Origin of the sequence: Streptomyces sp. NPDC085932 (assembly GCF_044540525.1) — a bacterium.
In the GTDB taxonomy this organism is placed as follows: domain Bacteria; phylum Actinomycetota; class Actinomycetes; order Streptomycetales; family Streptomycetaceae; genus Streptomyces; species Streptomyces levis.
In genome coordinates this window covers 591,631-610,014 of the sequence record NZ_JBITSJ010000005.1, presented here as the reverse complement: position 1 = coordinate 610,014, position 18,384 = coordinate 591,631, and the positions used below count along the sequence as shown (strand labels likewise).

General features: G+C 72.8%; 15 protein-coding genes. 5 read left to right on the top strand and 10 right to left on the bottom strand.

Annotated features, from left to right (window positions below; all coding sequences use genetic code 11):
- Positions 1 to 18 precede the first annotated feature (18 nt).
- Entirely contained in the window at positions 19 to 1,860 is a 1,842-nt protein-coding gene (gene asnB, locus ACIGAQ_RS26805; RefSeq protein ID WP_399786959.1) for an asparagine synthase (glutamine-hydrolyzing), read from the bottom strand.
- Positions 1,861 to 2,155: 295 nt separating this feature from the next.
- Here asnB and ACIGAQ_RS26800 point away from each other — a divergent pair, with 295 nt between their 5' ends.
- Both ACIGAQ_RS26800 and ACIGAQ_RS26795 read left to right on the top strand, forming a co-directional pair.
- The gene (locus tag ACIGAQ_RS26800) at positions 2,156 to 3,250 is read left to right on the top strand and encodes a chemotaxis protein (RefSeq protein WP_399786956.1); all 1,095 of its coding nucleotides are present in this window, start codon (positions 2,156 to 2,158) and stop codon (positions 3,248 to 3,250) included.
- 273 nt (positions 3,251 to 3,523) lie between these two features.
- Positions 3,524 to 4,933 (top strand): PP2C family protein-serine/threonine phosphatase, encoded by a 1,410-nt coding sequence (locus ACIGAQ_RS26795; RefSeq protein WP_399786953.1) that lies wholly within the window; start codon positions 3,524 to 3,526, stop codon positions 4,931 to 4,933.
- Between the two features lie 4 nt (positions 4,934 to 4,937).
- Here the strand turns inward: ACIGAQ_RS26795 and ACIGAQ_RS26790 are convergent, their stop codons facing one another.
- Positions 4,938 to 6,431, bottom strand: coding sequence for a hypothetical protein (locus ACIGAQ_RS26790; protein WP_094051872.1), 1,494 nt, complete (start codon positions 6,429 to 6,431; stop codon positions 4,938 to 4,940).
- Between the two features lie 234 nt (positions 6,432 to 6,665).
- Here ACIGAQ_RS26790 and ACIGAQ_RS26785 point away from each other — a divergent pair, with 234 nt between their 5' ends.
- Positions 6,666 to 7,805, top strand: coding sequence for an aminoglycoside phosphotransferase family protein (locus ACIGAQ_RS26785; RefSeq protein ID WP_362285225.1), 1,140 nt, complete (start codon positions 6,666 to 6,668; stop codon positions 7,803 to 7,805).
- Positions 7,806 to 7,884: 79 nt separating this feature from the next.
- Here ACIGAQ_RS26785 and ACIGAQ_RS26780 read toward each other — a convergent pair whose 3' ends face one another.
- From ACIGAQ_RS26780 to ACIGAQ_RS26745, 8 genes are all read right to left on the bottom strand, one after another.
- Entirely contained in the window at positions 7,885 to 8,382 is a 498-nt protein-coding gene (locus ACIGAQ_RS26780) for a hypothetical protein (protein ID WP_311679009.1), read from the bottom strand.
- A gap of 70 nt (positions 8,383 to 8,452) precedes the next feature.
- The gene (locus tag ACIGAQ_RS26775; protein WP_399786948.1) at positions 8,453 to 9,121 is read right to left on the bottom strand and encodes a CGNR zinc finger domain-containing protein; all 669 of its coding nucleotides are present in this window, start codon (positions 9,119 to 9,121) and stop codon (positions 8,453 to 8,455) included.
- A 29-nt stretch (positions 9,122 to 9,150) separates the two neighbouring features.
- On the bottom strand, positions 9,151 to 10,065 hold the full coding sequence (locus tag ACIGAQ_RS26770; RefSeq protein WP_399786946.1) for a universal stress protein: 915 nt from the start codon (positions 10,063 to 10,065) through the stop codon (positions 9,151 to 9,153).
- A 162-nt stretch (positions 10,066 to 10,227) separates the two neighbouring features.
- Positions 10,228 to 10,470: a DUF397 domain-containing protein gene (locus tag ACIGAQ_RS26765; RefSeq protein ID WP_094052129.1), complete on the bottom strand. Its 243-nt coding sequence runs from the start codon at positions 10,468 to 10,470 to the stop codon at positions 10,228 to 10,230.
- An 83-nt stretch (positions 10,471 to 10,553) separates the two neighbouring features.
- Positions 10,554 to 11,720, bottom strand: coding sequence for a thiolase domain-containing protein (locus ACIGAQ_RS26760; protein ID WP_399786943.1), 1,167 nt, complete (start codon positions 11,718 to 11,720; stop codon positions 10,554 to 10,556).
- On the bottom strand, positions 11,717 to 12,781 hold the full coding sequence (locus ACIGAQ_RS26755; protein WP_399786940.1) for a thiolase domain-containing protein: 1,065 nt from the start codon (positions 12,779 to 12,781) through the stop codon (positions 11,717 to 11,719). The genes ACIGAQ_RS26760 and ACIGAQ_RS26755 overlap by 4 nt, the downstream gene beginning before the upstream one ends.
- A complete protein-coding gene (locus ACIGAQ_RS26750) occupies positions 12,778 to 13,719 on the bottom strand; it encodes an OB-fold domain-containing protein (RefSeq protein WP_362281262.1) in 942 nt (313 codons plus the stop codon). Before ACIGAQ_RS26750 ends, ACIGAQ_RS26755 begins: the two co-directional genes overlap by 4 nt.
- Before the next feature lie 17 nt (positions 13,720 to 13,736).
- Positions 13,737 to 14,537 (bottom strand): crotonase/enoyl-CoA hydratase family protein, encoded by an 801-nt coding sequence (locus tag ACIGAQ_RS26745; protein WP_399786937.1) that lies wholly within the window; start codon positions 14,535 to 14,537, stop codon positions 13,737 to 13,739.
- 176 nt (positions 14,538 to 14,713) lie between these two features.
- Here ACIGAQ_RS26745 and ACIGAQ_RS26740 point away from each other — a divergent pair, with 176 nt between their 5' ends.
- Together ACIGAQ_RS26740 and ACIGAQ_RS26735 are read left to right on the top strand one after the other, a co-directional pair.
- Positions 14,714 to 16,333 carry an acyl-CoA synthetase gene (locus ACIGAQ_RS26740; RefSeq protein ID WP_399786934.1) on the top strand — a complete coding sequence of 540 codons (1,620 nt, stop codon included), beginning with the start codon at positions 14,714 to 14,716 and terminating at the stop codon, positions 16,331 to 16,333.
- Positions 16,334 to 16,756: 423 nt separating this feature from the next.
- The gene (locus ACIGAQ_RS26735; RefSeq protein ID WP_399786932.1) at positions 16,757 to 18,352 is read left to right on the top strand and encodes a sulfatase; all 1,596 of its coding nucleotides are present in this window, start codon (positions 16,757 to 16,759) and stop codon (positions 18,350 to 18,352) included.
- The last annotated feature ends 32 nt before the right edge of the window (positions 18,353 to 18,384 follow it).

The following is an 18,384-nucleotide window of genomic DNA, read 5'->3' as shown; positions in this document are numbered from 1 at the left end:
GGCCCCGGGACCGCGCCCTCAGCCGAGGGCGACCTCGGGTGCGTACAGCTCCAGCCACATCGCCAGGTCCAGGGTCCGTTCCAGGCCGCGCCGCGCGGCCTGGCCGCTGATTGGCGTGTCGCTGCGGGCGACCCGGCGCAGCCGCTCGGGGTCGACGAGGTCGAAGACAGGGTGGTCCGGCCGGGCGAGCAGGTCCTCGGCCTGGTGCCGCAGGGCCACCGCGTAGCGCGGGTCCTGCGTGGACGGGTAGGGGCTCTTGACCCGGTCGTAGACGGACCGCGGGATCAGGTCCGCGGTCGCCTCCCGCAGCAGACTCTTCTCCCTGCCGTCGAAGGACTTCAGCGCCCACGGCGCGTTGTAGACGTACTCGACGAGCCGATGGTCGCAGAACGGCACCCGGACCTCCAGTCCGACGGCCATGCTGGCGCGGTCCTTGCGGTCGAGGAGGATCCGCACGAACCGGGTGAGGTGGAGGTGGCTGATGCGGCGCATCCGGAACTCGAAGTCGCTCTCGCCGTCGAGGCGCTCGACCCGGGCGGCGGCGGAGCGGTAGCCGTCGGCCACGTACGCCTCCAGGTCCAGGGCCTTGACCAGCTCGGGGCGCAGGACCTCGGTGTCGTCGCCGAAGTGCCGGCCGAAGCTCACCAGCCAGGGGAAGGTGTCGGCCGTGCGGGCCTCCTCGTCGAAGAACTGCCGGTAGCCGCCGAAGACCTCGTCGGCCGACTCGCCCGACAGGGCCACCGTGGAGCGTTCGCGGATGGCCTTGAACAGCAGGTACAGGGAGGCGTCCATGTCGCCGAGGCCCGCCGGGAGGTCGCGCGCCCTGATCACCTTCTCGCGTACGGCGGGGTCGGCGAGGGCGTCCGGGTCGAGCACGATGTCCTGGTGCTCGGTTCCGCTGGCGCGGGCCACGTCGTGCACGAAGGGGGTGTCCGGGGTGGCGCGCAGTTCGTCGGCGACGAAGTGCTCGGCCTGACCGGCGAAGTCGACGGCGAAGCTGCGGACCTTCTCCCCCTGCGCGCCGAGCTGCCGGGCGGCGAGGGCCGTCATGGCGGAGGAGTCGAGTCCGCCGGAGAGCAGGGTGCAGCGGGGCACGTCCGCGACGAGCTGACGGCGCACGATGTCGTCGAGGAGCGAGCGGACGGTGGCGAGGGTGGTGGCGCGGTCGTCCTCGTGGGGGCAGGTGCGCAGCTCCCAGTAGACGCGCCGGCGCAGGCCGGTGCGGTCGACGGTGACGACGGTGCCGGGTTCGACCTCGCGCATGCCCTCCCACACGGCGTGACCGGGCGTCTTGATCATGGTGAACAGCTCGCGCAGACCGTCGAGGCCGACGCGGGGCCGGGTCAGCGGGTTGGCGAGGATCGCCTTCGGTTCGGAGCCGAACAGGACGCCGTCGGAGGTGGGGTGGTAGTAGAGGGGCTTGATGCCCATGCGGTCGCGGATCAGCACGAGCCGGTCGGTGCGGCCGTCCCAGACGGCGAAGGCGTACATGCCGTTGAGGCGCTCCGCGACGGCGTCTCCCCATTCCAGGTAGCCGCGCAGCACGACCTCGGTGTCGGAGTCGGTGGCGAAGCGGTGACCGCGTGCGGCGAGCTCACCGCGCAGCTCGGTGAAGTTGTAGGCCTCTCCCGAGTAGACGAGGGCGACGGTGCCGTGCGGCGTCGCGGCGGTCATGGGCTGGCGGCCCCCGGGCAGGTCGATGATCGCGAGCCTGCGGTGACCGAGCCCGGCGGGGCCCTCGGCCCAGACGCCCCGGTCGTCCGGCCCGCGGCAGGCCATCGTCTCGGTCATCGCGTCCAGGGTCACGGCCTCGGCCCTCAGATCACGGTCGAAGGAGACCCAGCCGGTGATGCCGCACATACACGTACCTCCGCAAATTTAATGTAGTGGCCATCTATATTTCGAGCCTGTTACACGGGCCAGCACCGGTCAACTCATCCACCCCGGCCGCGCCTCCGGCACCCACCTCATTCCAGCCGGGCTTTGCACGCGCAATACTCGATGAGCCGCTCTCCCCCGGGGCCGTCGCCGTCGGAAATCCGCCAGCGGCAAAAATTTCCCCAACTCCCGGGCCGCGAGGGTCGGCAGGGGGCGAGTGGAGAGTGGGCCGGATGCCCCGAATGCCCTAATCGTGAATCGGCTCTATCGTGCTGTCATGGAGCACGTTCTGAGTCCCGCGACCCTTGCCGAGCTGCGGCGCCCGCGCCCCTACCCCGCGGTCTCCGTGCTGACGCCGACACACCGGCGCGAGCCCTACAGCGCCCAGGACCAGGTCCGGCTGCGCAACGTGGTGGCCGAGGCGAAACGGCAGCTGGAGGCGGATCCGGCGGTCACCCGGGAGCGGCGCGCCGAGGTCGCCCACCACCTCGACCGGGCCCTGTCCGAGGTCGACCTCACCCACGCCGAGGACGGACTGGCGATCTTCGCAGCCCCCGGGGAGCACCAGGTGTGGTCGCTGGCCCGGCCCGTGCCCGAACGCGTGGTCCTCTCGGACACCTTCCTCACCCGCAATCTCGTCTCGGCCCACACGGCCGGACGGCCGTTCTGGGCGCTCTCGCTCGCCGCCGACCGCGCGACCCTCTGGAGCGGCGGCGTCGACCGTGTCACCGAAGCCCGGCTCGGCGGCTTCCCGCTGACCCGGCGCGTGGAGAACTTCGACCCCGAGCGGCAGCAGCGCATCGGCGACCAGCCGAGCGCCTTCCGGGAGGAGCGCACCCGCCGGTTCCTGCGGGAGACCGACACCGCGATGGGCGCCGTCCTGCGCGATCATCCGCGCCCGCTCTACGTCACCGGCGAGCCGGCCGCCCTCTCCCTGCTGGACGAGGCCGGCAGCGCCACCGCGGGAGCGGTCCGCGTCCCGCACGGAGGGCTGGCGCACGGCACGCCCGAGACCGCGTGGCAGGCCCTGCGTCCGGTCCTGGAGGCGGAGGCCCGCAGCAGCACGGACGACGTGACCCGGGCCCTGGAAACCGCCCGTGGACGGCGGGCGTTCGCGGCCGGCGTCGACGAGCTGTGGCAGAGCGCCCGGGACGGCCGCGTCCGGCTGCTGGCCGTCGAGGAGAACTACCGCGTCACCGTCCGCGACGCCGGCGACCATCTGGTCCTCGCCCGGAGCGGCGACCTCGACTCGCGCGAGGACATCGTGGACGAGATCGTCGAGCAGTGCCTGGAGACGGGCGCCGACGTCCGCTTCGTGCCCGACGGCGCGCTCGGTGAGGCGGACGGCATCGCCGGGGTCCTGCGGTACTGAGAACAGCGCCTCGAACACCAGGTCGTCGAACGCGTGAGGGAGCCCCGCCGCCGTCCCGACGGGGCGTCAAATGCCCTGTGTAATCTACGACTTGGCACTCCGGGTGACACGCTTTCCCGCTACCTCGGAGTAACTCCGCGAGACGGTGGCATATGCCGGAAGCACCACCGTATCGTGTGGTGCCAAATCCCTTACAGGGCGTCGCGGGCTGTGCGACAGTCGTAACGGTCCCTCCGTCCGCCTTGGTCGTACCGTCCCGCATCGGAGTGCGTCATGCCGTCCCACCTCTCCGCGGACCGCCCCGCCGCCCAGCCGCCCGGACGCGGCTCGGTCGACGCGCTCATCTCGCAGACGCGGCGGCTCAAGGGCGAGGTGGACGCGGTGCGCCGGGACACCGAGGACGACGGGACGGACCACCCGCGCGGACGCTGGCAGCGCGCCCTGTGCGACCTCGCCCTGCACCAGCTCGACGACCTCGACGAGCACCTCGCCCAGCTGCGCGACGGCCCCCTCCCCCTTGCCCCGGACCCGGATCCGGCCACGCCCGCACAGGGCTCGCTGCTCAGCCGGGTCGGCAGCGCCGAGTGGAACCTCCTCACGGACGAGGCCAGTTGGTCCGGGGAGCTCTACCAGATCCTGGGCCGCGACCCCGCCGCTCCCCCGCTCACCCTCGACGAGCTGCCGTCCCTGGTGCTCGACGAGGACCGGCCCGGGCTGACGGCGATGGTGACCAACTGCCTCGTCGACGCCCGGCCCATCGACGGCGAGTTCCGCATCGCACGCCCCGACGGAGGCGTCCGGACCGTGCACATGATGGGCGAACCGGTACTCGACGCCGACGGGAGCACGGCCTCGATGTGGGCCGTGCTGCGCGACGTCAGCGAACTGCGCCGCAGCCAGCGGGTGGTGAGCCGGACCCGTGACTCGCTGCACCACCAGCGGGAGGCCGCGCGGACCGAGCACCGGCTCGCGGTCGAACTGCAGGAGGCCGTGCTGCCGCCCTGGCGCGGCTCCCTGCGGCTCCCGCACCGCGGCCCGCGCAGCCTCGACCTCGCGGCCCGCTGCCTGCCGGCGTCCACACGCACCCTGATCGGCGGCGACTGGTACGACGCGCTCGAACTGACCGACGGCGACACACTGTTGAGCGTCGGCGACCTCACCGGGCAGGGCGTCGGGGTCACGTCGAACATGACCATGCTGCTCGGCGCCGTGCGCGGGATGGCGATGGCCGGGGCCCCGCCCGGGCAGCTGATGGCCTGGCTGAACCAGTTACTCGACGCCACCGTGCAGCCCGCCCTCGGCAGCGCCGTCTGCTGCCGCTACCGCCCCGCCACCCGCACCCTGGTGTGGGCGCAGGCCGGACACCCCGCCCCGCTGCTCTTCCGCGACGGGACGGGGCGTGTCCTGGACACCCCGGACGGCGTCCTGCTCGGCGCCACCTCGGGCGCCGTGTACGGGCAGGCCGAGGAGACCCTTCAGGACGGTGACCTGCTGCTCCTGCACACCGACGGGCTGGTGCCCGGGCACACGGGAGCCGCGGCCGCGCATCTCCTCCTCGATCTGGCGCCGCGTCTGACGGGGTCCGCCGGCGCGGAGGACTGCGTACGGGCAGTCGTCGAGGAGTTCGGCGCGAGCGAGCGCGAGGACAACGCCTGCGTGCTCGTCGCCAAGGTCATGTCATAGCAACTCAGGCCTGTGCGGCGGCACCGCCCCTGCCCTTCGTCTTGGGCAGGGCGAGCTTGATCTCCTCCCGGAGCTCCTGAATCTTCGGATAGCCCGAGTACTGCGCGGTGAGCCGGTACATCTGGCGCAGCCGGTCCCAGGTGCGGTGGGAGGAGTTGGACCCCATCGACACCAGGGCCAGCCGGGCGTAGCGGTCGGCCTGTTCGGGGTCGTCGGCGATGAAGCAGGCCGAGGCCATCGACAGGTAGTCGAAGATCTTCGAGCGCTGCCGGCCGTCGACCCGCAGGGCCAGGGCCTTCTCCGCGTAGTGCTGGGCATGCGCGGCCGCGCCCGGCTCGAACTCGGCGAGCGTGCGGTAGGCCAGGGCCTGCATGCCGTAGAGGTCCTCCTCCTTGAAGGTCTGCATCCAGTCCGGCGGGGGGACGTCGGCCTTGTCGGAGACGAACAGGTCCTCCGCCCGGCCGAGCGTGCGGCGCATGGCCTGGCCCTTGCCCATCGACGCCTGCGCCCAGGCCTCGATCGTGTAGAGCATCGCCCGGGTGCGGGGCAGCACCTCCTCGCCCGAGCCGGACGTGGCCAGCTTCATCAGGTCCAGTGCGTCGTCCGGCCGGCCCAGGTGCACCATCTGGCGGGCCGCGCGGGAGAGCGCCTCTCCCGCGCGGGGCCGATCCCCGCCCTCTCTGGCCGCGTGCGCGGCGATGACGAAGTACTTCTGGGCCGTGGGCTCCAGGCCGACGTCGTGCGACATCCAGCCCGCGAGGACGGCCAGGTTGGCGGCGACGCCCCACAGGCGCCGCTGGAGATGGGGAGGGTGACGGTAGGCGAGCATGCCGCCCACCTCGTTGAGCTGGCCCACCACGGCCTTGCGCTGGAGCCCGCCGCCGCGGGCGGCGTCCCAGGCGCGGAACACCTCGACCGAGCGCTCCAGTTCCTCGATCTCCTGCGACCCGATGGGGGCGGCCTCGTAACGGTCGAACCCAGCGGGGTCGGCGTGCAGGGGATGGTCGAGGTCGGGGGCGTCGGCAGCCAGGGCAGGGTCGGAGTGCAGCCAGTCGTACATGGCGCTGCTGAGTGCGGATCCCGCGGCGAGCGCGGCGCCCGCGCCCACCAAGCCGCGTCGGTTGAGCATGAGGTCCATTCCCGTGAATTCGGTGAGGACCGCAGCCGTCCGCTCGGGCGCCCACGGCACACCGTCGGGAGCCTCCGGGCTCCCGCCGCCCTGCCGTTTCCCCGCACGCCCGTGCCGGACCAGACCGAGGTCCTCGATGGTCACGACACGGCCGAGACGCTCGGTGAACAGAGCCGCCAGCACCCGCGGCACCGGATCGCGCGGGATCTCTCCCATGTCGATCCACCGCCGCACCCGGGAGGTGTCGGTCGACAGCTGGGGATGGCCCATGGCCGCCGCCTGCCGGTTGACCAGCCTCGCGAGTTCGCCCTTGGACCAGCCGGCCAGGCCGAACAGGTCCGCGAGCCGGGTGTTGGGTTGTCCGCTCACGTCAAGCCCCCAGGTTCTCGGCTGAGTTGACAGTAGCCCGGGGAGACTTGCCGGGCGACTATTCGCCAGGGTTCGCCAGGGTGCGCCAGATGGTGTGCCACCGGCCATCCGGTGTCAGGTAGGAACGCGCCACCCCGACCCGGTCGCCGCAGGGACATTCCCCAGGGTGATCCCGGGCGTCCGGGCCGGGTGAGGCGCTGTCGTCGCAGGCACACGAAGGGATCTGTCTCGCCCATGTACGCAGCATCGTCCTCCGTGTCCGCACCGCCCCGGTCGCTCCACCCGCGTCCCACGGACAGCGGCCCCTACCTCGCCCCCGCGCGGCCGGCGGCCCCCGTGCTCGGAGCGGGCAGGGCTCGGCGCGGCGCGGTGCTCGGCACCCAACCGCTCAGCGGGAGACTCGACTTGTCCGGCCCCCAGGGCGCGCAGCTGCGCACGGCGATCGCGTCGGTGCACCGCATCTGCCCGGAGTTCGCCCCGGTCCAGGTGCTGCGCCGCACCGGCCGCTCCGTGCTCCTGGTCGGCACGACCGGTCGCAGCACGGCCGTCGCCAAGTGTTTACTGGACCACTCCCCCGCCTGGTCCGAGCGGATCCGCCACGAGATAGCGGCGTACCGCTCGTTCGTCCGGCACCGCCCTCCCGTGCGGGCGCCGAGACTGATCGCGGCGGACCCGGACAACTGCACCCTGGTCATCGAGCGGATGCCCGGCCGGGTGGCGGCCCTCCAGCGGCACCCGGCCGAGGCGCCGCCCCGGGCGGACATCAGGGCGGCGCTCGGCGCGATCTGTCGGCTGAACGCCTGGCGGCCGCCCGCGGGCACCTTCGACGCCCCGCTGGACTACGCGGCCCGGATCGCCCGGTACCACGAGCTGGGGCTGCTCACCGACCGCGACCTGGGCGACCTGCAGAAGCTGCTGCACGGCATCGCGCAGGCCGCCGGGCGGCAGGGCATGGGCCAGTTCTGCCACGGCGACGCCCTGCTGTCGAACCTGCTCCTGTCACCGGCCGGTCCAGTGCTGGTGGACTGGGAGCACGCGGGCTGGTACCTGCCGGGTTACGACCTGGCGACGCTGTGGTCGGTGCTCGGGGACGCACCGGTCGCGCGCCGGCAGATCAGCCAGATCGCACAGTCGGCGGGCCCGGCGTCCCGGGACGCCTTCCTGGTGAACCTGATGCTGGTGCTGACGCGTGAGATCCGCACCTATGAGACGGCCGTGCAGCGTTCGATGCACGACGCGGCCCCGGCGGCACCGGGCCCGGCCCATCCTGGTGCTGCGCCGTCCGGCGAGGAACAGCGGCTGCTGCTGCGGCGGCTGCACGACGACTGCCAGTTGGCCCGGCGGGCCGTGCGCGCGGCGGTCGGCACTCGCTGACGGGGACGAAGCGGCCGCTGTACGCCCGGCCGGGCGTACAGCGGCCGCTTCGTGTGTGCGGGCGTACCGCCGCGTCGGGTCAGCCCTGCTGGAACAGCTCCGCCGGGAGCGGCTTGAGGAGCGCGTAGAGATCGTCCGTGATGGGGCGGTCCCAGGCGGCGATGGTCACCAGGACGTTGTCGCTGCGGTCGAACTGCACGCAGGAGATCCGGCTCTCGGAGAGCTTGACCCGGCGCACGATCAGGAGGTTGTCGCCCTGCATCACCGGCACGTCCTCGGTGCCGACGACGGTGACCTCCTCGTCGTTCTCCAACGCCAGGAGGAGCTGCGCCACCTCGAAGGGGACCTCGCCCTCGGGGACGTCGCGGGCCGGGGAGCCCTCCGGCAGATTGCCGATGATCATGGCGGGACCACGGCCGCCGAACAGGTCGTAGCGCAGGAAGACGCCCTGGCAGGTGCCGTCGGGCGCGGGCAGCAGTCCCGCACCGAGGTTGCCGGGCCAGTCGCCCGGGTCCATGGCCAGTACGTCGAAGTCGGGCCCGGCGGGAGTGGCGCTGCGGCGGCGGAGGAACGACATGTCGCCATGGTACGTGCCCGGGCCTGCGACGTGTCGGGTGGGCGGCGTCTCGATCGGGCAGGGGCCGGCCCTAAGCCGTGTCCGCGGCCGTCCGGTGCCGGCGGTGGTGGCGGGCCACCCGGGCCCGGTTGCCGCAGGAGGGCTTGCACCATTCCTGGCGGGGGTGGTCCTTGAGGAAGTACCGCACGCAGCGCGGTGCGTGGCAGGCGCGCAGCCGGTCGCGGTCGGGGCTCGTGAGGAACGCGATCACGGCTCGTGCGAGGGTCGCGGCCGGATCGCTCGCGTCCCGGACGGGCCGGTGCAGGACGACGGGAGCGGTGTCCTCGGGCCAGTCCAGGACGGGCACGATCGGGGTGCGGGAGGCCGCCTCGTTCAGCCGCCGCAGGGCTTCGGCCGCCGGCATCAGATGGGCGGCGTCGGCGGGGCTCGGTGCGCCGGGGCGCACGGCCCGGGCGAAGAGGGCGCGCACGGCGGCCCGCAGCTCGCGGACGGCGGTGAGCTGCGCGGCGTCGGCGGTGAATCCGGCGCCGTCGCCTTCCTCCCGGGCCGGCGGTCCCGGGCGGTGCGGGGTGGCCCGGTCGCGATCGATGTCCGGCAGGACCTCGGGGTGGGCCCGCACCCAGGCGGTCAGGTCCGCCGGGGTGGTCAGGTCGTCGGTAACGCCTCCGTTGCCGTCGTGCCGGACGGTGAGGGCGAGGTCCAGGGCGAGCCGTGCGTCCCTGCTGATGGGTTCCCGCATGGCCCTAATGATAGGCGGGCCCGTATCCATTACCTCGCGGCCCGGTCCTCGGGTGGTGCCGGAGGGATCACCGCCACGGGGCTGGCGGCATGCAGCAGCACGGCGTGGGTGACCGAGCCCATCATCCGGGCGGGCGCCAGCAGGTGCCGGCGGTGGCGCCCCACGACGACGAGGTCGGCGTCCCGGGAAGCGGCGACGAGGTGCCCGGCCGCGTCCCCGGCCGCCGGGAGCGGCTCGACCTCGACATCGGGGTGCCGTGCGCGGTAGGGGGCGAGGAAGCCCTCGGCGAGGACCCGGGCCTCGTCCTCGACGACGTCCTGGTCGACGACCGGCGGGGGCATCTCCCCCGGCAGCATCCAGGGCTGCGCGGGCCACGGGTAGGCGGCGACGGCCTGGAGCCGGGCCCCGCGCCGGGCGGCCTCGGCGAAGGCGAACTCCAGCGTGGCGTCGTCGGGGCCGTCGACCTTCAGGCCGACGACCACGCGCGGGGCCGGCCCGGCCGGTCCCGCGCCGTGCACCTCCCGTCCGGGCCGGGGCACCACGACGACGGGGCACTCGGCGTCGCGGGCGGCGGCCAGGCTGGTCGAGCCGAGCAGCAGGCTGGCGAAGCCGCCGCGGCCCCGCGATCCGAGGACCAGCAGCTGGGCGCCGGCGCCCAGTTCGGGCAGGACCACGCCGGTCGCGCCCTCCAGGCCGACGTACTCGGTCTCCGGCAGGCCGGTGCGGTTGTCCAGGTGGGTGCGGATCCGGTCGAGGACGGGGTCCTGTCGTGGGTCGGCGGGCCCGGCGGCGAGGACCTCGGGCTGGGCCCAGTGGGCGTACTGGCGTACGTGGGCCACGCGCAGCGGGGCCGAGCGCCCGCGCGCCGCGTCGACGGCCCACTCCAGGGCGCGCAGGCTGTCGTCCGAACCGTCGACCGCCGCGACGACGGGCAGGGTGCTCATGGGTGCCTCACTTCCGGGTGCCGACCGTCCCCTCCCCGGTACCAGCCTGACGCAAGGGCCGGCCGAGGGAGGCTGCTCGGGGTCGCGTGTCCGCGAACGCGGGCGGAAGACCCCCGGATCGGCCGTCGGACACGGCCGCCCGGGGCGGTCGGCTCCCTGACGTCAGGTGAGGTCGAACTCCCCTTCCCGCGCTCCCGAGACGAACGCGCCCCACTCGGCGGGCGTGAAGATCAGGGAAGGGCTTTCGGGGCGGGCACTGTTCCGCATGGCGATGAAGCCCTCCACGAAGGCGATCTGCACATCCCCCAGGCCACGGCTGCTGGACTGCCACTGTGCCTTGCTGAGGTCCAGATCCGGCTTGTCCCAGCCCATGAGCGGGCGCTGCTGGGTGGTGGTCTCGGCCACGTCCGTGCTCCTCCCGATTGCGTCGTCCGCGGCCAGCCTAGCGATCGTGTCCCACCGCGGACAGAGCACGTGAGCGGGACCTTTCAGGAGGCCGGCGGCCGTGCTCCCACGAGCCACATGGCGAAGAACTGCGATCCGCCGCCGTAGGCGTGTCCGAGGACCCTGCGGGCGCCCTCCACCTGGTGTTCTCCGGCCTGTCCGCGCACCTGGAGTGCCGCCTCGGCGAAGCGGATCATGCCGGAGGCGCCGATGGGGTTGGTGGACAGCACCCCGCCCGACATGTTGACGGGCAGGTCCCCGTCCAGTTCGGTCACGCCCGCCTCGGTGAGCTTCCAGCCCTCGCCCGCGTCGGCGAATCCGAGGTTCTCCAGCCACATGGGTTCGTACCAGGAGAACGGCACGTAGATCTCGGCGCCGTCGATCTCGCGGCGGGGGTCGGTGATGCCGGCCTGGCGGTAGACGTCGGCGGCGCAGTCGCGGCCGGCCTGCGGGGAGACGAAGTCCTTGCCCGCGAAGAGGGTCGGTTCGCTGCGCATGGCTCCGCCGAGCATCCAGGCGGGCGGGCGCGGGGCCCGGGCGGCTCCGGCGCGGTCGGTGAGGACCATGGCGCAGGCACCGTCGGAGGAGGGGCAGGTCTCCGAGTAGCGGACGGGGTCCCACAGCATCGGCGAGGCCATCACCCTCTCCAGGGTGATGTCGTGCTCGTGCAGGTGGGCGTAGGGGTTCTTCAGGGCGTTGCGGCGGTCCTTGTAGGCGACGAGGGCGCCGATCGTCTCGGGGGCGCCGCTGCGCCGCATGTAGGCGCGGATGTGGGGGGCGAAGAACCCGCCGGCGCCGGCCAGCAGGGGCTGCTGGAAGGGGACGGGCAGGGACAGGCCCCACATGGCGTTGGACTCGGACTGTTTTTCGAAGGCGAGGGTGAGGACCGTGCCGTGGACGCGGGCGGCGACGAGGTTCGCGGCGACGAGGGCGGTGGAGCCGCCGACGGAGCCCGCGGTGTGCACGCGGAGCATGGGTTTGCCGACGGCGCCGAGGGCGTCGGCCAGGTAGAGCTCCGGCATCATGACGCCCTCGAAGAAGTCGGGCGCCTTGCCGATCACGACGGCGTCGACGTCGGCCCACGTCAACGCGGCGTCCTCCAGGGCCCGGTGGGCGGCCTCCCGGACCAGACCGGCGATCGAGACGTCCCGGCGGGCCGCGACGTGCTTGGTCTGGCCGATGCCGACGACGGCCACGGGCTCCTTGCTCATCGGGGTTCCCCTTCGAGGACGGCGACCAGGTTCTGCTGGAGGCAGGGGCCGGACGTGGCGTGGGCGAGGGCGCGGTCGGAGTCGCCGCGGTGGATGCGGGCGGCGGCCTCGCCGAGGCGGATGAGCCCGGCGGCCATGATCGGGTGGGCGGCGAGCGCCCCGCCGGAGGGGTTGACGGTCACGTCGTCGCCCAGGCGCAGCGCCCTGCGCAGGACGATCTCCTGGGCGGTGAAGGGCGCGTGCAGTTCGGCGGTGTCGACGGGCCGTGCGAAGGCGCCGGCCCGCTCGGCGGCCAGCCGGGTGGAGGGCGAGTCGGTCAGGTCGCGCACGCCGAGGCCGTGGGCCTCGATGCGGTGGTCGATGCCACGGATCCAGGCGGGCCGCGCGCACAGCTCCCGGGCCCGGTCCCCGGCCGCGAGGATCACGGCGGCGGCGCCGTCGCCGATGGGCGGGCAGTCGCCGGTGCGCAGGGGCCGCACGAGGTAGTCGCCCTGCGGGACGCGGTGGCGCAGCTGGGCGTGGGGGTTGGCGGCGGCGTTCTCCCGGTTGCGGGCGGCGACGGCGGCGAGTGCGGGTTCGTCGGCGGCGCCGGTGTCGATGAGGGCCTGGGCCTGGAGGGCGGCGAGGGCGACGGAGTCGGGCCACAGGGGGGCCACGTAGTACGGGTCGAGCTGGCGGGTCAGGACGTCGCGGACCGGGCCGGGCGAGGACTTGCCGTACGCGTAGACGAGGGCGGTGTCGGCGTCGCCGGTGAGGAGTTCGGTCCAGGCCTCGTACAGTGCCCAGGCGCCGTCCGTCTCGACGTGGGACTCGGAGACGGGGGGCCAGGCGCCGACGCCGTCGAGGGCGAGGGTGAAGGAGAAGGCGCGGCCGGCGAGGTAGTCGCTGGAGCCGGAGCAGGTGAAGTCGATGTCGGCGGTCTTCAGGCCGGTGCGGTCGAGGACCTCGTGCAGCACCGGCATGAGCATCTCCACCTCGGAGAGCTCGTCGCTGGTGCGCCGGTGGACGGTCTGGGCGAAGGTGACGACGGCGATCTCGCGGTGCGGCGGTGCGCTCGTCACAGCAGCTCCTTGTAGGTGTCGTAGTCCGCGTCGGGCTCGCCCGTGGGGCGGTAGTGGTCGGGGTGGCGGGCGCCCTCGGTCCACACGGGTTCGACGCGCAGCCCCATGCGGACCTCGTCGTAGGGGATGCCGCCGATCCGGCCGTGCAGCGCGAGGTCGGCGCCGTCGAGGGCGATGTGGGCGTAGACGTACGGCACCTCGATGTCGAGGTTCTTCGCCTTGATGTTGACGATGCAGAAGGTGGTCACCGTGCCGCGCGGTCCGACCTCGATCTGCTCCGACGTGGCCACCCCGCAGGTGGGGCACGCACCCCTCGGCGGGACGTACACCTTGCGGCAGGCCGGGCAGCGCTCGCCGACGGTCCGGCGGCCGGAGAGGGCGTCGATGTAGGCGGTCTGGGCGCGGCCGGGTGAGTAGGTGTAGTCGAGGCGGGCGGGCGCGACGATGCCGGTGACGGGGTCCTGGAACACGCCGGTGTGCCCGGCGGGTTCGGCAGCGTCGCCGTCGTACGGCTCGAAGCAGGCGATGTCCGTGATGGCGCCGGTGCGTTGCTCCGCCCAGCGGACGCGGACGCGCATGCCGGTGTGCACGGCGTCGGGGCCGGGGGCGTCGAGGGCGTGCAGCAGGGCGGTGTCGGCGCCGTCGAGGCGGACCAGGGCCCAGGCGAAGGGGGTGGTGAGGGGCTGACCGCGGCGGGGGGCGTGGTTCCAGGCCCAGGTGGTGACCGTGCCGGTGGGGGCGACCTCGACCAGGTCGCGGATCTCCTCGGCGGTCACGGGGTCGTACTCGACGGGCGGGACGAGGACGCGGCCGTCGCCGGTGCGCACGCCGAGGACGACGCGTTCGCGCAGGCCGGTCAGGAAGGCGCTCTGGACGGGGCCGAGGGAGCGGGTGAAGGGGAACTCGACGACGAGCGGGGCTTTGAGGACTTCGGGCATGCCGCGGGCTCCTTCGCTCAGGCGCGCTTGTAGACGGGCGGTCGTTTCTCCGCGAAGGCGCGGGCGCCCTCCTTGGCGTCGGCGGTGTCGAAGACGGGCCGGCCGCGCGCGAGTTCGGCCGCGAGGCCGTCGGACTCGGTCATCTCGGCGGTCTCGTACACGGAGGCCTTCACCGCCTCGACGGCGAGCGGACCGCAGGCGTTGATCCGCTCCGCGATCTCCAGGGCCCGGTCGAGCGCGGTGCCGTCGGGCACGACGTGGCCGATCAGGCCGATGGCGGCGGCTTCCCGGGCGCTGTAGGGGCGGCCGGTCAGGAGCATCTCCAGGGCGTGGGTGCGGGGGATCTGGCGGGGCAGACGGACCGTGGAGCCGCCGATGGGGAACAGGCCGCGCCGCACCTCGAACAGGCCGAAGGTCGCGGACTCGCCGGCGACGCGGATGTCGGTGCCCTGGAGCATCTCGGTGCCGCCCGCCACGCAGTACCCCTCGACGGCGGCGATCACCGGTTTGCGCGGGCGGTGGTGGCGCAGCATCGCCTTCCAGTGCAGGTCGGGGTCGGCCTTGAGCCGGTCGCGGTACTCCTCGCCCGCCATGCCGTTCCCGGCGAGGGCCTTGAGGTCCATGCCGGAGCAGAACGCGCCGCCCGCGCCCGTGAGGACGATCGAGCGGACGGAGTCGTCCGCGTCGGCTTCCAGCCAACCGTCGTGGAGGCCGACGAGCATCGGCAACGAGAGCGCGTTCCTGGCCTCCGGCCTGTTGAGCGTGAGCACCACTGTGGCGCCTTCGCGCTGCACGGTGAGGTGTTCCGTCCCACCCATGGACAACTCCCCTCTCCCGGAACGAGAACAGGTTGCAGGAGGCGGGGAGTCACTTCAAGGGTTTTCTGACAGGCAGTCAGATTTTCCGGTGCGGACCCTTCACAGTTGTGGCGCCCTTTGCTCTGATGACCGGCGAACCGTCCGATGCCAGGCACGTCCCGGGGTCAGGAGGAGCGGTGGAGTTCAACCTTGCCGACCTGTTCGAGTCGGTCGTCGACGTCGTTCCCGGCCGCGAGGCGCTCGTCCACGTCGACCATCCCGGTACGGGCGCGGAGCGCCGTCTGACGTACGCGGAGCTGGACGCGGCCGCCAACCGTGTCGGCCACCACCTGCTCGACAGCGGGATACGGCCCGGTGAGCATCTGGGGCTCCACCTCTACAACTGCGTGGAGTACCTGCAGACGGTGCTCGGCTGCCTGAAGGCGCGGATCGTCCCGGTCAACGTCAACTACCGGTATGTGGAAGACGAGTTGGCGTACCTCTACCGGGACGCGGATCTGGTCGCACTGGTCTTCGACGCGGAGTTCACCGACCGGGTGGCGGCGGCGCGGCTCCGGGCCGGGAAGCTGCGGCACCTGATCCAGGTGGGGACCCCGGCACCGGGCGCCGCGGGGATGCCGTGTGCGGAGTTCGACCGGGCGGTGGCCGCCGGGGCCGCCGAGCGGGGCTTTCCGGCCCGCTCGGGCGACGACCGGTTCATCATCTACACCGGCGGTACGACCGGGCTGCCCAAGGGCGTGATGTGGCGGCAGGAGGACCTGTTCTTCGCGGGTCTCGGCGGGGGCGCGCCGACGGGTGAACCGGTGAAGAAGCCGGAGGAGCTCGCCGAGCGGGTGGCGGCCGGCGGGGACGGGATCACCTTCTTCCCGACGGCTCCGCTGATGCACGGCACCTCCACGCTGACGGCGTTCATCGGCTTCCACTTCGGGCAGCGGGTGGTCATCCACCGCAAGTTCGTGCCCGAGGAGGTGCTGCGGACCGTGGAGAAGGAGAGGGTCAGCAGCATCTCTCTGGTGGGCGACGCGATGCTGCGGCCGCTGGTCGACGCGCTGAGGGGCCCGCTGCGGCACATCGACCGCTCGTCGCTGTTCAGCGTGTCGTCGTCCGGCGCGATCATGTCGGACACGGTGCGCCGGCAGTTCCGGGAGCTGGTGCCGAACGCCCTGCTGCTGAACAACTTCGGCTCGTCGGAGTCCGGGTTCAACGGCACGGCGACCGAGGACTCGGGGCCCGAGCGCGGCTTCCGGGTCCGGGTCAACGCCCGCACTCAGGTGGTGGATCCCGCGACGCACGAGCCGGTGGCGGCCGGGGAGGTGGGGCGGGTCGCGCAGTGCGGCCATGTCCCGCTGGGCTACTACAACGACCCGGCCAAGACCGCCGAGACCTTCTTCGAGAAGGGCGGCGAGCGATGGGTGCTGCTGGGCGACATGGCCACCGTCGACGCGGACGGCGTGGTCACCGTCCTCGGCCGGGGTTCGCAGTGCATCAACACCGGCGGCGAGAAGGTGTACCCGGAGGAGGTCGAGCAGGCGCTCAAGGCCCACCCGGACGTCTACGACGCGCTGGTGGCCGGGGTGCCCGATCCCCGGTGGGGCCACCATGTGGCGGCCGTGGTGCAACTGCGCGAGGGAGCGGCGCGGCCGTCGCTGGAGGACATCCGGACGCACTGCCGCGACCGGCTCGCCGGCTACAAGATCCCGCGGCAGCTGGTGATCACGGACGAGGTGCGGCGGTCGCCGAGCGGCAAGGCGGACTACCGGTGGGCGCGGGAGGTGGCGGCGGCTGCGGACGGGTGATTCGCCGGCCCCGGAATTGAACCGGTGGTGACGTACGGACGTACTGGTGGTGGCAGGCTCGGCACTGGGCTCTGTTTGCCATGCCATCGCACGACCGCACGGAAGGACCACCGGGTGTCGCTCTTCACTCGCCCGCATCAGCAGCCGGACCGGACCGAGAGCGGAACGGAACCGGACGCCGACACGGGTCCGGCGGGGCCGAGCGGAACGTCCCGAGCGAAGGACGACACCGAAACCGACACAGACACCGGCACGTCGGCCCAAGGCGCGGACGGCGCCCAGGACAGGGCCGGGACCGGCGGCGGGAACGGTGCCGCGGAGGTGCGGGGGGACAGCGGTGGGACGGGTCGTGCGGCGCGTGCGGGCGGGGCCGGGTGGTTCGGCCGGCGGCTGCGCCACCCCCGTGCCGCGCGGGGCGTCTCCGTGGGGACGACCGTGCTGGCCGCGCTGCTCGTGGTGTTCGCGCTGCTCGTGCCCAACCGGATCGAGCGGATCGAGTTCGCCTCGTTCCTGCGGATCCCGGCCGAAGGGGTGCTGCTCGCGGGCCTGCTGCTCGCGCTGCCCCCGCGGCCCCGGCGGATCACGTCCGTCGTGGCGGGCGCCTTCCTCGGGCTGATCACGATCCTGAAGTTCGTCGACATGGGCTTCTACCAGGTGCTGGCCCGGCCGTTCGACCTGGTCCTGGACTGGATCCTCATCGAGCACGCCACCGACTTCCTCCGGGAGACCTTCGGCCGTACCGGCCAGGTGCTGGCCGTGATCGGCGTGCTCGTCCTCTTCGTCGCCGTGCTCGTGCTCACGACGCTCGCGGTCGTGCGGCTGACGAATCTGATGGTGCGGCACCGGCCGGTCGCCACCCGTACGACCCTGGTCCTCGGCACGGCGTGGATCACCTGCATGACCCTGGGCGTGCAGCTCGGCACCGTGCCGATCGCGACCAAGGGCAACGCGGAGTTCATCGGCAACCGCGTGGAGCAGATCCGCGCGGGACTGGAGGACGCCCGCGTCTTCGAGAAGCAGGCCGCCGTGGACGCCTTCGCGAAGACACCGCCCGACCGGCTGCTGACCGGACTGCGCGGCAAGGACGTGCTGTTCACCTTCATCGAGAGCTACGGCCGGGTGGCGATCGACGACCCGGCGATGGCGGAGCAGACCGACGCCGTGCTCACGGAGGGCACCGGCAGGCTGGAGGCGGCCGGGTTCGCGTCGCGCAGCGGCTGGCTGCAGTCGCCGGTGACGGGCGCCGGCAGCTGGCTCGCCCATTCGACGTTCCTGTCCGGACTGTGGATCAAGAACCAGCAGCGGTACCGCAGTCTGACCACGAGCGACCGCATGACACTGACCAAGTACTTCGGCAGGACGGGCGCCTGGCGGACCGTCGGCATCGTGCCGGGCGTGCGGCGGGCCTGGCCGGAGGGCACGTTCTTCGGCCTGGACCACATCTACGACTCCGAGCACCTCGGCTACCACGGGCCGTACTTCAGCTGGACGCCCGTGCCCGACCAGTTCAGCATGGAGGCCTTCCAGCGCCTGGAGCACGGCAGGAAGGACCGGGAGCCGATCATGGCGGAGATCATCCTGGCCTCCAGCCACAACCCCTGGTCCCCCCTCGCGCGGATGATCGACTGGGAGGACCTGGGCGACGGTTCGGTGTTCCACCGCATCAAGAAGGAGGGCACCGATCCCGCCGAGGTCTGGAAGGACCCGGAGAAGGTGCGGGCCGAGTACCGCAAGGCCATCGAGTACTCGATACGCAGCCTCACCGAGTGGATGGAGCGCTACGGGGACGAGGACACGGTGCTGGTCTTCCTCGGCGACCACCAGCCGGTGCCGACCGTCACCGCGGGGGACACCGGCAAGGACGTGCCGATCAGCATCGTCGCCAAGGACGAGAAGGTCCTGGACCGCGTCGCCGGCTGGGGCTGGACGGAGGGTCTCAAGCCGGCGAAGGACGCGCCCCGTTGGGGCATGGACAAGTTCCGCGACCGTTTCATGACGGCGTACGGCCCGCGGCCCTGACACGGCCGGTCCGCCGGCAGCCGTCCGCCGCC

Excerpts from the sequence above, each read along its gene's own strand:
- asnB (WP_399786959.1), bottom strand. The coding sequence starts at position 1,860 with ATGTGCGGCATCACCGGCTGGGTCTCCTTCGACCGTGATCTGAGGGCC.
- ACIGAQ_RS26800 (WP_399786956.1), top strand. The coding sequence starts at position 2,156 with ATGGAGCACGTTCTGAGTCCCGCGACCCTTGCCGAGCTGCGGCGCCCG.
- ACIGAQ_RS26795 (WP_399786953.1), top strand. The coding sequence starts at position 3,524 with ATGCCGTCCCACCTCTCCGCGGACCGCCCCGCCGCCCAGCCGCCCGGA.
- ACIGAQ_RS26785 (WP_362285225.1), top strand. The coding sequence starts at position 6,666 with ATGTACGCAGCATCGTCCTCCGTGTCCGCACCGCCCCGGTCGCTCCAC.
- ACIGAQ_RS26780 (WP_311679009.1), bottom strand. The coding sequence starts at position 8,382 with ATGTCGTTCCTCCGCCGCCGCAGCGCCACTCCCGCCGGGCCCGACTTC.
- ACIGAQ_RS26775 (WP_399786948.1), bottom strand. The coding sequence starts at position 9,121 with ATGCGGGAACCCATCAGCAGGGACGCACGGCTCGCCCTGGACCTCGCC.
- ACIGAQ_RS26770 (WP_399786946.1), bottom strand. The coding sequence starts at position 10,065 with ATGAGCACCCTGCCCGTCGTCGCGGCGGTCGACGGTTCGGACGACAGC.
- ACIGAQ_RS26760 (WP_399786943.1), bottom strand. The coding sequence starts at position 11,720 with ATGAGCAAGGAGCCCGTGGCCGTCGTCGGCATCGGCCAGACCAAGCAC.
- ACIGAQ_RS26750 (WP_362281262.1), bottom strand. The coding sequence starts at position 13,719 with ATGCCCGAAGTCCTCAAAGCCCCGCTCGTCGTCGAGTTCCCCTTCACC.
- ACIGAQ_RS26745 (WP_399786937.1), bottom strand. The coding sequence starts at position 14,537 with ATGGGTGGGACGGAACACCTCACCGTGCAGCGCGAAGGCGCCACAGTG.